Origin of the sequence: Sporosarcina ureae (genome assembly GCF_002109325.1) — a bacterium.
Taxonomy (GTDB): domain Bacteria; phylum Bacillota; class Bacilli; order Bacillales_A; family Planococcaceae; genus Sporosarcina; species Sporosarcina ureae_C.
Genome location: NZ_CP015348.1, coordinates 1,503,861 through 1,517,500, shown reverse-complemented (window position 1 = coordinate 1,517,500; position 13,640 = coordinate 1,503,861). Strand labels below are relative to the sequence as shown.

The window sequence follows — 13,640 nt, the reverse complement described above, 5'->3', positions numbered from 1 at the left end:
TAAGCAGTGAGGTGGAGAACGAGGCAAATCCCGTTCTCATATAACACTAGGCTGTGATGGCGAGGAGATTTATCTCCAGAGTCCCTGATTTCACACTGCCAAGAAAAGCCTCTAGCGAGGCGGGAGGTGCCTGTACCGCAAACCGACACAGGTAGGCGAGGAGAGAATCCTAAGGTGATCGAGAGAACTCTCGTTAAGGAACTCGGCAAAATGACCCCGTAACTTCGGGAGAAGGGGTGCTCTGGTAGGGTGAATAGCCCGAGAGAGCCGCAGTGAATAGGCCCAGGCGACTGTTTAGCAAAAACACAGGTCTCTGCAAAATCGTAAGATGACGTATAGGGGCTGACGCCTGCCCGGTGCTGGAAGGTTAAGAGGAGGGGTTAGCGCAAGCGAAGCTCTGAATTGAAGCCCCAGTAAACGGCGGCCGTAACTATAACGGTCCTAAGGTAGCGAAATTCCTTGTCGGGTAAGTTCCGACCCGCACGAAAGGCGTAACGATCTGGGCACTGTCTCAACGAGAGACTCGGTGAAATTATAATATGCGTGAAGATGCGCATTACCCGCGACAGGACGGAAAGACCCCGTGGAGCTTTACTGTAGCCTGATATTGAATTCCGGTGCAGCCTGTACAGGATAGGTAGGAGCCTAGGATTCCGGAGCGCTAGCTTCGGAGGAGGCATTGGTGGGATACTACCCTGGCTGTATTGGACTTCTAACCCTTGCCCGTGATCCGGGCAGGAGACAGTGTCAGGTGGGCAGTTTGACTGGGGCGGTCGCCTCCTAAAGAGTAACGGAGGCGCTCAAAGGTTCCCTCAGAATGGTTGGACATCATTCGTAGAGTGCAAAGGCATAAGGGAGCTTGACTGCGAGACCTACAAGTCGAGCAGGGTCGAAAGACGGACTTAGTGATCCGGTGGTTCCGCATGGAAGGGCCATCGCTCAACGGATAAAAGCTACCCCGGGGATAACAGGCTTATCTCCCCCAAGAGTCCACATCGACGGGGAGGTTTGGCACCTCGATGTCGGCTCGTCGCATCCTGGGGCTGTAGTCGGTCCCAAGGGTTGGGCTGTTCGCCCATTAAAGCGGCACGCGAGCTGGGTTCAGAACGTCGTGAGACAGTTCGGTCCCTATCCGTCGCGGGCGCAGGAAATTTGAGGAGAGCTGTCCTTAGTACGAGAGGACCGGGATGGACATACCGCTGGTGTACCAGTTGTCTTGCCAAAGGCATCGCTGGGTAGCTATGTATGGACGGGATAAATGCTGAAAGCATCTAAGCATGAAGCCCCCTTCAAGATGAGATTTCCCATTACGCAAGTAAGTAAGATCCCTCAAAGATGATGAGGTGGATAGGTCTGGGGTGTAAGTACGGCGACGTATGTAGCTGACAGATACTAATCGATCGAGGACTTAACCTATTTTAAAAAGTAGTTACTTGAACTACGCCAATGTCTTTTATTCAGTTTTGAGTGAACAAGCTTTACTCAAAGAGTCTAGTAACGATGGCGAAGAGGTCACACCCGTTCCCATACCGAACACGGAAGTTAAGCTCTTCAGCGCCGATGGTAGTTGGGGGTTTCCCCCTGTGAGAGTAGGACGTTGCTAGGCTTTAATTTTTTTTTGTAAATTTCAAGTGGTCCCGTGGTGTAGCGGTTAACATGCCTGCCTGTCACGCAGGAGATCGCGGGTTCGATTCCCGTCGGGACCGCCATATTTTAACATTCCAAAACGATTTCACCTTAACGGGTGTGATCGTTTTTTTAATATGAATAAACATGGCCGTCTTCTTGGCTTTTGTTTTGAAGAGTTTTTCTGTACACTAGTACTATGATAAGAAGAGAAGGGTGAGTTGGCTGTGTGGAAGAAAGAAATCAAGTCAGTAGAAGAGATGGAGAAGCTCGCTGCCGAGATTGGCAAATATCTTAGACCTCCTGATGTGTTGACGCTTGAAGGCGATCTCGGAGCAGGGAAGACGACGTTCACAAAAGCACTTGCGAAATCGATCGGAATCACACGGACAGTCAGCAGTCCCACTTTTACGATTATCAAGCAGTATGAAGGGGATTATCCTTTCAATCATTTGGATGTATATCGATTAGCCAACAGTGAAGAAGACTTGGGATGGGACGAACTGTTTTATGGGGATGCCATTTCTGTAGTGGAATGGGCGCAATTTATTCAAGAAGAGTTGCCCGAAGATCGTTTGGAATTAATCATCCGCCATACGGGAACCTATTCTCGTGAAGTTGAATGCACGCCAAAAGGTGAACGATTTACACGTATTTGTGAGGAGATTTTTACATGATATGGTTAGGTATAGATACAGCAAACTCACCTCTGTCAGTAGCAATTGTTAAAGATAACGTGTTACTTATTGAAGAGTCGAGCATGATGAAGATTAATCATTCGCTACGTGCGATGCCAGCGGTAGAGGAAGCATGTCGCAAAGCAGATATTACACCGTCTGAAATTGATGCAATTGCAGTCTCTGAAGGTCCAGGGTCGTATACGGGAGTCCGCATTGGCGTGACAATCGCGAAAACACTTGCATGGACGCTAGACAAGCCGCTTTACGGTGTATCGAGCCTGAAGGCCCTAGCAATGAATGGACAACTATTTAATGGCCTTGTTTGTTCTTTAATTGATGCCAGAAGATCTAACGTCTATGCAGGAGTCTATCGTGCAGAAGGTGAAGGATTGGTCAATGTACTTGAAGATCAGCACTGTGCACTTGTAGAGTTACTGGAGAAGTTACAGGAGTATAATGAACCAGTCTTATTCGTTGGAGAAGATGTGAAGCTGCATGAAGCGGTCATTCGTGAACGACTTGGTGGGCTAGCGCATCTAGCTTCATTCGCTTTAAATGTACCGCGCGCTTCTTCTGTTGTTTTATTGGCGCAACGTGCGGATGAACCGGAAACGGTGCATACGTTTACGCCACAGTATAAGCGTATTACGGAAGCGGAAGCGAATTTGGAGAAGAAGGTGCCTTCTCATGAGTAATGAAGTGTTATTTCGGAAGATGACACATGATGACATTGCGGCGGTTGCAGCTATAGAGCTCGAATCATTTGCGACGCCTTGGACCGAAGAGATTTTTGAGCATGAATTGACCGGTAATGCGTATGCTCATTATATTGTAGCGGAATTAGATGGGGAAGTAATTGGGCACTGCGGTATGTGGATCGTTCTAGATGAATGTCATATTACCAATGTCGCTGTACTATCAGCTTATCGTGGAAAAGGGTATGGAGAAGACCTGATGCGTCAGGCTATGGAGTTATGCCGCTTGAATGAAGTAAAGACTATGACGCTTGAAGTACGTGTAAGTAATGAACCGGCACGGACGTTGTATCGTAAGCTAGGTTTTCAAGAAGGCGGAATCAGGAAAAACTATTATACAGACGACCATGAAGATGGGCTCGTCATGTGGGTGGAATTCTAATGAATAAAGATCATTATATTTTAGGTATTGAAACAAGCTGTGATGAAACTGCAGCCTCTGTAGTGAAAAACGGAACGGAAATTGTTTCTTCGATTGTATCGTCACAAATTCAGCAGCAGAAGCAATTCGGCGGTGTGGTGCCAGAAATCGCTTCCCGTCTGCATGTCGAACAAATTACACTGGTGATAGAGGAAGCATTAAAAGAAGCAAAATTAGTACCAAGTGATTTGGAAGCAATTGCTGTAACCGAGGGACCTGGATTAGTAGGAGCTTTGTTGATTGGTATCAATGCTGCAAAGGCTTTTGCATTTGCAAACCAATTACCACTGATAGGTGTGCACCATATTGCAGGACATGTATACGCCAATCAGTTAATGCATGAGATGGAGTTTCCGCTATTGGCGCTGATCGTCTCAGGTGGTCATACAGAGCTCGTTGTTATGAAGTCACATGGTTCATTTGAATTGATCGGTGAAACGCGTGATGATGCGGCAGGTGAGGCGTATGACAAAGTGGCTCGTGTCCTTGGCTTGCCTTATCCAGGAGGTCCTCAAGTGGATCGTTTAGCGTTGGCTAGCGATGAAAGTATCGATTTTCCTCGTGCTTGGTTAGAAAAGGAATCGTATGATTTTAGTTTTAGTGGATTGAAATCCGCGGTTATCAATTATAAGCATAATATTGAGCAAAAAGGCGGGAAGATCAATCACGATCACGTTGCTGCTGGATTTCAGCAGAGTGTCGTGGATGTACTGACGGTCAAAACGGTGAAAGCGGCAAAAGAATATGGTGTGAAGCAAGTGATTGCGGCAGGTGGAGTTGCAGCCAATCAAGGATTGCGAAAATCATTGACTGCAGCGCTTGAACAAGAGGAGATTCCTTTTTATGTACCACCCATTTCCTTATGCACAGATAATGCTGCGATGATTGCGGCAGCTGGTTATGAGATGTGGAAAAGTGGCGTTCGAAGTGATTCTAGTATGAATGGTCGACCTGGAATGCCATTAAAATCATGGAATTAAATAAGATGCACACAGTTTGCTAACTTTCAGCAAATTGTGTGTTTTTTTGTTAGACGAATATTCATTTGTCAATAGGGAACATTCGTACTTATGCACAGTTTGTGGATAGATTGTGGGTAACATATGTAACATGTGAATGGTAAACGTATACATGTAGGATAACTATGTGGACTATTAAACAATTAAATGTGGATAACGTGGATAACTATGTTCATATGTGTTCAAATGGGGATTTTCTCTGTGGAAAAGGTTGTGGAGAAATAAATTTGATTTTGAGATACTTTTTCTAGTTAAAAGTTGAAAAAGGCGAATGATTGATAGAATACGATGGATTATGTCGCGATATGTCGAATGAAGGTGAGGAGTTTTTCGCCAATTCATTTTATTGGTTGTGTCAGGAGTGGGTTGTAATCGCATAGACGAGATACGTAATTTTTGTACATATCCAATCCAAAATAAAAAACGAACTTTCAATTGAAAGTCCGTTTCGTAATTATAGATTTTCTAGTTCATCTTGAAGCATTAGCCACTCTTCCGATTGTTCGTCGTGTATAGCTTGAGTTTCATCGATTTGACGTTGAATGTCCATAAGTTCGATATGGTCGTTCGCTAGTTCAGGGTCTAGTAATTTCAATTGTAACGTCTCGATTTCTACATCGAGAGCTTCGAGTTTTTTTTCTAAGTCTGCGATCGCTCTAGTTAGTTTACGCTCGTGACGTTGGTTTTCTTTGTTGGCCACTTCTTTTTTGATGATAGGTTCTTTTGCGCGCTGTTCAAGTTGTGTAGCTGCTAAAATTTCCTCTGTTTCTGTTTTCTTCTCAATGTAGTAATCATAGTCACCTAGGTATTCAACTGCACCGTCATCACTCATTTCGATGACTTTGGTTGCGAGTCGATTGATGAAATACCTGTCATGTGACACGAACAGAATGGTTCCTGGAAAGTCGTCTAGCGCATTTTCTAGAATCTCTTTACTGTCGAGATCTAGATGGTTTGTCGGCTCGTCCAAGATTAACGTGTTGGACTTCTCTAACATTAGTTGCGCCAATGAAAGACGAGCTTTCTCTCCGCCTGATAGCGACGTGACGAGTTTTTCTATATCGTCGCCTGTGAACAGGAATCGTCCAAGTAATGAGCGTACATCTTTTTCATTCATCAAAGGCCAGTCATCCCAGATTTCTTGCAAAACGGTGCCAGAACCGATGAGTGTTGCTTGGTTTTGATCATAGTAACCAAATTGGACGTTCGTACCATAGCGGATTTCTCCACCTAGCAGTTCGTTGCGCTTTACTATAGTTTTGAGTAAAGTTGACTTGCCTACACCGTTCGGTCCGACGAATGCCACGCGGTCTCCCTTATAAATTCGCAGATTAATATGCTTTGATACAGGCACTTCGCCATAGCCAATTTTCACATTGTCTAGCGATAGCACATCGTTACCGCTTGGTCGATCGAGCGAGAAGGAGAAGTTGGCGGATTTCTCGTCACCGTCAGGAGAGTCCATCCATTCGCGGCGCTCAAGTTGTTTGCGTCGACTCTTCGCCATTTTGGAAGTGGATGCACGCGCAATATTCTTTTGAATAAATTCTTCGAGTTTCGCACGTTCATCCTTTTCCTGAACAAACAACTTCTGATCACGTTCATAGTTCTTTGCTTTCTCATCTAGGTATGAACTGTAATTTCCGCTGTACTTTGAAACTTTTCGTCGTGATACTTCATATACGGTTGTAACTACTTTATCGAGGAAGTACCTATCATGAGAAACAATTAAAATGGCACCTTCATAGCCCGACAAGTAACGTTCCAGCCAGTTCAGTGTCTCGATGTCCAAGTGGTTCGTCGGTTCATCGAGTATCAACAGGTCCGGCTTGCTCAGCAGCATGCGTGCAAGCGCAAGACGCGTTTTTTGACCGCCTGACAGTAAGTGCACCGGCTTATCGAAATCGTCCGGATAAAAGCGCATGCCGTGAAGAACAGAACGGGCATCGGCTTCAAACTGGTAGCCTCCCGCTTCTTTAAAAGCGATTTGAAGCTCATCATACTCGGTCATTACGCGTGTGTAACGATCGGTATCTTCATACACTGCAGGATTCGCCATTTCATGTTCTAACGCACGTAAACGACTTTCTTTTTCACGAAGTGGTGCAAATACTGTCATCACTTCATCCCAAATCGTTAGCTCCGAATCCAACCCGCTATGCTGTTCAAGATAGCCCATGCGTATATCTTTTGGAATCATAATATCGCCTTCATCCGCGGATAGTTCACCGGCTATTATTTTTAATAATGTCGATTTTCCGGCACCATTTCGTCCAACGAGTGCGACACGATCCCGATGCTGTACTTCGAGACGGACATTCTCCAGTAGGTTCGTACCTGAAAAAGACTTGGTCAGTCCATTCACTTGTAAAATAATCAAGCCCCACACCTCTATTCCTTATCAGTTTAATGGAACGGAGCGCACCATGCAATAATCGGCTTTACAATAATCTCGTTGTGCTGTACGATAAAAGCGGCTATACCCTTGTTCATGGGTTGGTCATTGAAGTAACAATGGAGGTTCGGCACAGCGTGAGTAAACCTAGAATTCCACAGGCAACATCTAAACGATTGCCTCTATATTATAGATTTTTGAGAAATTATGCAGACAAAGGCGTACAACGCATATCATCGGGAGAATTAAGTGAAGCGATGAAAATTGATGCGGCGACGATTAGAAGAGACTTTTCCCATTTCGGAGCGCTTGGACGTAAAGGATACGGCTACGACGTTGATTCCTTATTGCAGTTCTTCCGCGAAACCCTTGATCAGGATGAAGAAACCAAAGTTGCTTTAATCGGGGTAGGTAGTCTCGGTAATGCATTCTTGAAATATAATTTTCAGAAGATCCATAACACGAAAATTGTCGTGGCGTTCGATCCGAAAGCACCGCATGATGGAGAATTGAAGAACGATATTCCTATCTATCCGCCTGATCGTATCGAGGAGAAAATTAAAGAGCTGGGCATTGAAATGGTGATATTGACTGTTCCATCACGCGTTGCACAGGAATTGACAGACCGTCTTGCTACAACAGGCGTGAAGGGGATTTTAAATTTCACACCTGAACGTTTAGCGGTACCAGATACAATCCGCATCCAGACCATTGACTTGTCCGTAGAGTTGCAAACATTGATTTATCTCATTAAAACAGACGTAAAAGATTCACAAATTACATAACACTGTGATAGTAAAATCATAGTTTTTCATGTAGAATAGACATATTATGAGGAGGTGGCCAACATGGCTCCAGGTATCGGAAGTTTACTGATTATCGCTGTGATTGCATTGCTTATATTTGGTCCTAAGAAATTACCTGAAATCGGTAAAGCGTTCGGTTCTTCATTGCGCGAGTTCAAAAACGCAACTAAAGGCCTTACAGACGACGAAGATGACGTAAAAAAGGTTGAAGACAAGAAAGAAGAAGTGCGCTGAGTTAGGGTGTTATTCTGATGGCAGATAAAGACTTAACGATCATTGAACATATAGATGAAGTTCGAAAACGGCTGATGGTAATCGTCGTTTTCTTTATTGTTGGGGCAATTGGCAGTTTCTTCTTAGCGAAGCCGCTGATCAATTTTATACAATTCGATACACCGGCTGAACAAGTCACATTAAATGCATTTAATGTCGTAGATCCAGTCGTGATCTATTTGAAGGTTATAGTATTTCTTGCGATTATTATTATCTCACCGGTCATCATGTATCAATTTTGGGCCTTTATTTCACCGGGTCTTCGTGACTTAGAACGACGTGTCACGCTATCGTATATACCGTTTGCTTTTCTCCTGTTTTTAGCAGGAATCAGTTTCTCTTACTTTATATTGCTACCGTACGTGATGAAATTCATGATTAATCTGTCAGGTCAATTGAACATTGAGCAGACAATCGGTATCAATGAGTATTTTTCTTTTTTATTCTCACTACTATTGCCGTTTGGTTTTGTCTTTCAATTACCGATCGTCATATTGTTTTTATCCCGTCTCGGTGTGTTGCAACCTAAAGTACTTGTTAAAATACGGAAGGTTGCGTACTTTGTTCTATTCGTACTTGCTGCGTTCATTACACCACCGGACATTGTATCGCATTTATTCACCACGGTTCCGCTATTCATCTTATATGAGATCAGTATCGTGATTTCACGTCTAGGCTACAGGAAGTTTGAGAAGTCCGAACGACTGCGCCAGATGGAAGAAGTGAAGGCAGAGCAACAGCGTCAAATTGACGAAGTGCTGAATAAAACAGATGATAACTAAACCACACAAATCCTCTTGCTCACGCAGGAGGATTTTTACGTTTACATAATAAAGGTCGGAGATGGGTTCATTTACCAGTAGCCCTATGGTAAACTATCTAAGAATAGAATGAGTAGGGGGAAATGAAATCTAGTGAACAGCAAAAAGACTCCAAACAGATGGAGCAAGTGGTTGTTAGGTGCAATGTTGCTTATGGCGAGTGTTACGACTCCTGTTGCAGGCGTTCAAGTTGCTGCTGCACAGCAGTCTTATAAAGCGATGGAAGTCGGTATCAATCAAGTTATTACTAGTCAACGTATGCGTGGTACACGAAGCAGTGTCGTCGTACGTGAAGCAAATACGAATCGTATTATCTATCAATATCGTGGCAATCAAGGAGTTACACCTGCCTCGAATGTTAAAGTGTTAACAAGTACAGCGGCTCTTGAAGTGCTCGGTAAAGACTATACATTCGACACAGATGTCTTGACGAACGGCACGATAAAAAACGGTGTTCTTGACGGTCATCTTTATTTACGCGGGACAGGAGATCCGACATTACTAGAATCTGATTTACTCCGTCTAGCAAGACAAATGCGGGAATCAGGAATTCATACAGTAACCGGACATATTGTGGCGGACGATACGTGGTTTGACACGCAGCGTCTATCACCAGGTATTTATAAATCAGATGAAACGTATTACTATGCAGCACAAATTTCGGCACTGACGATTTCACCAAATAAAGATTACGATGCAGGTACGACAATTGTTGAAGCGAAGCCGACAAGAAATGGTAAAGCGGGAGCGGTCACATTGACTCCACATACGGACATCGTAAAAGTAGTCAACCGCACACGGACAGTACCGAAAAATCAACGCAACACGGTAACAATGAGTCGTCAACAAGGTACGAATACGATCATTGTTTCAGGAAACGTACCACTTAACTCAAATGGTAAGCGTCAATGGGTAACGGTATCGAATCCGACCGCCTATACAGCAGACGTTTTCAAACGCGCACTGGCCAAAGAAGGCATCAAGCTTCAGCCAACAGCACGTGTCACACGTGGCAAGACACCTGCAAACGCAGAATTACTTGCAAAGAAAGAATCGATGTCACTGTTTTATTTAATGATGCCATTTATGAAATACAGCAACAACTCCCATGCGGAAATCTTGGCAAAATCCATGGGTCGCGCAGTATACAATGACGGGAGTTGGAATGCCGGCTTGCGTGTTGTTAGGGAAACGTTAGAAAAGGATGGTATTAGTACAAAGGGAATTTATCTAGAGGACGGTTCAGGTATGTCTCATAAGAATAAAATTCCATCCGAGAAGATTGCGGAAGTATTATATGCAGCTCAGTCCAAAGATTGGTATACGGCATTTGAGCGTTCACTGCCCATTGCTGGCGTCAATGATCGCATGCTTGGAGGAACGTTGCGCAACCGTCTGACAAGCCCTGTAGTCAAGGGCAAAGTATACGCGAAGACAGGCTCTCTGAATGGCACAGATTCATTGTCTGGCTATGTAAAGACGAAGGGTGGACAAGAGTTGATCTTCAGTATTTTGACAGAGAATGTTAAAGGAACAGCTAGGCCTGATATTGATAAGATGGTTCAGGTTATGGCGGCGCAGTAAGAAGTAGTAAGTGTGCACTTGGTTTACGGTTTTGGGATTGTGAGTATAGGATGATTTTCTCACTTACTATAATTAGAAAAGATGCTAGTTGATCGGAGTGGAAGGCGGCGACTCCAGCGGGAATAGCGCGAGCTGAAAGCCCCGCAGGAACGTAGTGACGAGGAGATTGAAGCCGTGCCCGCGGAACGCGTCCGCCTGGAGCGCAGATTAACGGTGCCTTCACACTCACCGAATTCTCAACATACCCACAGTAAAAAATCTCCCCATTGTCGGGGAGATTTTTTTATTGCAGGAATAATATGATACCCTGCTGCATATCTTGTAATTGTTGCAGCTTATCCACATTCCATTGCACGACAGTGACGAAACTGTTCATCAGGAAATGGGCAATCATCGGGGTTAGCAGTCGCTTAGTCTTATAGTAGACGAATGCGAACGCAAGACCCGGCATCAAGTACATCAACAAATGCTGTAGCTCATTATGTACAGCAGCGAAGACGATGGCGCTGACAATCGCAGCGACCCAGAAGTTTGTCTTGTTGTACAAGCCACCGAAGATAATCCGACGGAACACGACTTCTTCAAGAAACGGTGCAAACAACACCATGGCAAAGATGATGATTGGCGCTGTCTTTGCGATGTTCGACAGTAACTCCGTATTCTCGGAGCCTGCAGTTACACCGAACATGGACTCAATCGCAGCACCAATAATCTGTCCAGCCATCGCGAGGAAGAAACCAAGTATTCCCCATAGCAGGACGTTTCCGAAACCGGATGGCTTTCCTTTAAACACGGGTAAGAACTTTTTATTTCGTAATAGAATCGCAGCAACTATGAGTGCAGCGATACCTTGCGTGATAAATAACGTCCATGCGAATCCTTGCGACAAAGCTTCTGCTTTGGACAAGTTTTTGCCAGTGAAGTAAACAATTAATTCAGGGGCAAGAAAAATGCTGCCGATCTGCAGCAACACATATGAGACGAAGATCATCAGAGCAACTATCCAGTTTTTCACGGTGCACAACCTTTCTTCCATACATGATGAATAGTTTAACGCGAAAAAAGACGTTTGGCAAAAGAAGAAAATGTCGAACGCTTTTACTTGCAATTATGTGTGAAATTCTTTAATATAAGAGTTGTGTTAGCACTCGTTGTAAGTGAGTGCTAAGAAAAATAAAAACTACCCATTATCTCGAGGAGGTTGTTTCATTTGTTGAAACCACTAGGTGACCGTATCATTATCGAATTAATCGAAGCAGAAGAAAAAACATCAAGCGGTATTGTTCTACCGGACTCTGCACAAGAAAAGCCACAAGAAGGTAAAGTAATCGCTGCTGGTACAGGCCGTGTTCTTGAGAACGGACAGCGTGTCGAGCTTGAAGTAACTGAAGGCGACCGCATCATCTTCTCTAAATACGCAGGCACTGAAGTGAAGTATGAAGGTACTGAATACTTGATCCTTCGTGAAAGCGATATTCTTGCAATTATTGGCTAATTAATTAAAACGTAAACGTAGTAGACAAATAGAAAATTCTGGAGGGTATCAAATACAATGGCTAAAGAACTTAAATTTAACGAAGATGCACGTTCCGCAATGCTCCGCGGTGTAGATACACTAGCAGACGCTGTAAAAGTAACACTTGGGCCAAAGGGTCGTAACGTCGTACTTGAGCGCAAATTCGGTTCACCACTGATTACAAATGATGGTGTAACAATTGCAAAAGAAATTGAGCTTGAAAATGCATTCGAAAACATGGGCGCAAAGCTAGTAGCAGAAGTTGCATCTAAAACAAATGACATCGCAGGCGACGGAACAACAACAGCAACAGTCCTTGCACAAGCAATGATCCGTGAAGGTTTGAAGAACGTAACAGCTGGCGCAAACCCAGTCGGTATCCGTAAAGGAATCGAAAAAGCGGTAATCGCAGCAGTTGAAGGCCTTCAAAGTGTTTCCGATGAAATCGAAACTAGACAAGAAATCGCACAAGTTGCGGCTATCTCTTCTGGAGATGAAGAAGTCGGTGAGTTGATTTCACAAGCAATGGAGCGTGTGGGTAACGATGGTGTTATCACAATCGAAGAATCCAAAGGCTTCGTAACAGAGCTGGATGTAGTAGAAGGTATGCAATTCGACCGTGGCTACGCATCTGCTTATATGGCAACAGATACAGACAAAATGGAAGCAGTGCTTGATAATCCATACGTCTTGATTACAGATAAGAAAATTAATAACATCCAGGAAATCCTTCCTGTGCTTGAACAAGTTGTTCAGCAAGGTAAGCCATTGTTGATTATCGCTGAAGATGTTGAAGGTGAAGCTCTAGCTACACTAGTTGTTAACAAACTTCGCGGTACATTCAATGCGGTAGCGGTTAAAGCTCCTGGCTTCGGTGATCGCCGTAAAGCTATGCTTGAAGACATCGCAATCCTAACTGGTGGACAGGTAATCACAGAAGATCTAGGACTTGATCTGAAATCTGCTGACCTTACATCACTAGGACGCGCAGCGAAGATTGTAGTTACAAAAGACAACACAACAATCGTAGAAGGTAGCGGAGACGCAGGTTCTATCGAATCACGTGTTGGCCAAATCCGTTCACAATTGGAAGAAACTACTTCTGAATTCGACAAAGAGAAATTGCAAGAACGTCTAGCTAAACTAGCTGGCGGTGTAGCAGTTATCAAAGTTGGAGCTGCAACTGAAACTGAGTTGAAAGAGCGTAAACTTCGTATCGAAGACGCATTGAACTCTACACGTGCAGCAGTTGAAGAAGGAATCGTATCTGGTGGTGGTACTGCACTAGTTAACGTGTATAAAAAAGTAGAAGCATTACTTGAAGATACTGAAGGCGACGTAGCAACGGGTATCAAAATTGTACTTCGTGCACTTGAAGAGCCAGTACGTCAAATCGCAACAAACGCGGGCCTTGAAGGTTCTATCGTAGTAGATCGCTTGAAGCGCGAAGAAGTCGGCGTAGGCTTTAACGCTGCAGAAGGCACATGGGTTAACATGGTAGAAGCAGGTATCGTAGATCCAACTAAAGTAACTCGTTACGCACTACAAAACGCAGCATCTGTAGCGGCAATGTTCTTGACTACTGAAGCTGTTGTTGCAGATCTACCAGAACCAGCAGGTGGCGGTATGCCTGATATGGGCGGTATGGGTGGAATGGGCGGCATGATGTAAAATACGCCTATAATCGTTGGTATAACAACGTTTACAAGCGTTTGATAATTACATTGCTCATGCTTTTGCTCAT

12 protein-coding genes, 1 tRNA gene and 2 rRNA genes (1 of these 15 only partly in view) are annotated in these 13,640 nt (G+C 44.2%); 13 read left to right on the top strand and 2 right to left on the bottom strand.

Features of this window, described 5'->3' with window-relative positions; genetic code table 11:
- The 7 genes from SporoP32a_RS07525 to tsaD form a co-directional block, all read left to right on the top strand.
- A 23S ribosomal RNA gene (locus tag SporoP32a_RS07525) occupies window positions 1-1,416 on the top strand (it extends 1,513 nt beyond the left edge of the window).
- Between the two features lie 74 nt (window positions 1,417-1,490).
- Window positions 1,491-1,606 (top strand): 5S ribosomal RNA (gene rrf / locus SporoP32a_RS07520).
- A 27-nt stretch (window positions 1,607-1,633) separates the two neighbouring features.
- Window positions 1,634-1,709 (top strand) — tRNA-Asp (locus tag SporoP32a_RS07515).
- Between the two features lie 144 nt (window positions 1,710-1,853).
- A complete protein-coding gene (tsaE, locus tag SporoP32a_RS07510; RefSeq protein WP_198166241.1) occupies window positions 1,854-2,303 on the top strand; it encodes a tRNA (adenosine(37)-N6)-threonylcarbamoyltransferase complex ATPase subunit type 1 TsaE in 450 nt (149 codons plus the stop codon).
- Window positions 2,300-3,001, top strand: coding sequence for a tRNA (adenosine(37)-N6)-threonylcarbamoyltransferase complex dimerization subunit type 1 TsaB (gene tsaB / locus SporoP32a_RS07505; protein ID WP_085427341.1), 702 nt, complete (start codon window positions 2,300-2,302; stop codon window positions 2,999-3,001). The genes tsaE and tsaB overlap by 4 nt, the downstream gene beginning before the upstream one ends.
- Window positions 2,994-3,443: a ribosomal protein S18-alanine N-acetyltransferase gene (gene rimI / locus SporoP32a_RS07500; protein ID WP_085427340.1), complete on the top strand. Its 450-nt coding sequence runs from the start codon at window positions 2,994-2,996 to the stop codon at window positions 3,441-3,443. The genes tsaB and rimI overlap by 8 nt, the downstream gene beginning before the upstream one ends.
- A complete protein-coding gene (gene tsaD / locus SporoP32a_RS07495; protein WP_085427339.1) occupies window positions 3,443-4,462 on the top strand; it encodes a tRNA (adenosine(37)-N6)-threonylcarbamoyltransferase complex transferase subunit TsaD in 1,020 nt (339 codons plus the stop codon). The genes rimI and tsaD overlap by 1 nt, the downstream gene beginning before the upstream one ends.
- A 493-nt stretch (window positions 4,463-4,955) precedes the next feature.
- On the opposite strand, the gene SporoP32a_RS07490 is transcribed toward tsaD, so the two are convergent.
- Window positions 4,956-6,881: an ABC-F family ATP-binding cassette domain-containing protein gene (locus tag SporoP32a_RS07490; protein ID WP_085427338.1), complete on the bottom strand. Its 1,926-nt coding sequence runs from the start codon at window positions 6,879-6,881 to the stop codon at window positions 4,956-4,958.
- Between the two features lie 134 nt (window positions 6,882-7,015).
- On the opposite strand from SporoP32a_RS07490, the gene SporoP32a_RS07485 reads away from it, so the two are divergent.
- The 4 genes from SporoP32a_RS07485 (at window position 7,016) to dacB (ending at window position 10,380) form a co-directional block, all read left to right on the top strand.
- Window positions 7,016-7,681: a redox-sensing transcriptional repressor Rex gene (locus tag SporoP32a_RS07485; RefSeq protein ID WP_085429019.1), complete on the top strand. Its 666-nt coding sequence runs from the start codon at window positions 7,016-7,018 to the stop codon at window positions 7,679-7,681.
- A gap of 63 nt (window positions 7,682-7,744) precedes the next feature.
- Window positions 7,745-7,936 (top strand): twin-arginine translocase TatA/TatE family subunit, encoded by a 192-nt coding sequence (locus tag SporoP32a_RS07480; RefSeq protein WP_029055052.1) that lies wholly within the window; start codon window positions 7,745-7,747, stop codon window positions 7,934-7,936.
- Between the two features lie 17 nt (window positions 7,937-7,953).
- Window positions 7,954-8,757: a twin-arginine translocase subunit TatC gene (tatC, locus tag SporoP32a_RS07475; RefSeq protein ID WP_085427337.1), complete on the top strand. Its 804-nt coding sequence runs from the start codon at window positions 7,954-7,956 to the stop codon at window positions 8,755-8,757.
- Window positions 8,758-8,889: 132 nt separating this feature from the next.
- Window positions 8,890-10,380: a D-alanyl-D-alanine carboxypeptidase/D-alanyl-D-alanine endopeptidase gene (gene dacB, locus SporoP32a_RS07470; RefSeq protein ID WP_085427336.1), complete on the top strand. Its 1,491-nt coding sequence runs from the start codon at window positions 8,890-8,892 to the stop codon at window positions 10,378-10,380.
- 283 nt (window positions 10,381-10,663) lie between these two features.
- Here dacB and SporoP32a_RS07465 read toward each other — a convergent pair whose 3' ends face one another.
- Window positions 10,664-11,395 (bottom strand): CPBP family intramembrane glutamic endopeptidase, encoded by a 732-nt coding sequence (locus SporoP32a_RS07465; RefSeq protein ID WP_232319611.1) that lies wholly within the window; start codon window positions 11,393-11,395, stop codon window positions 10,664-10,666.
- 195 nt (window positions 11,396-11,590) lie between these two features.
- Between SporoP32a_RS07465 and groES the strand changes: the two genes are divergently transcribed.
- Window positions 11,591-11,875, top strand: coding sequence for a co-chaperone GroES (gene groES, locus SporoP32a_RS07460; RefSeq protein ID WP_085427334.1), 285 nt, complete (start codon window positions 11,591-11,593; stop codon window positions 11,873-11,875).
- Window positions 11,876-11,932: 57 nt separating this feature from the next.
- Entirely contained in the window at window positions 11,933-13,567 is a 1,635-nt protein-coding gene (gene groL / locus SporoP32a_RS07455; protein WP_085427333.1) for a chaperonin GroEL, read from the top strand.
- Window positions 13,568-13,640 lie beyond the last annotated feature (73 nt).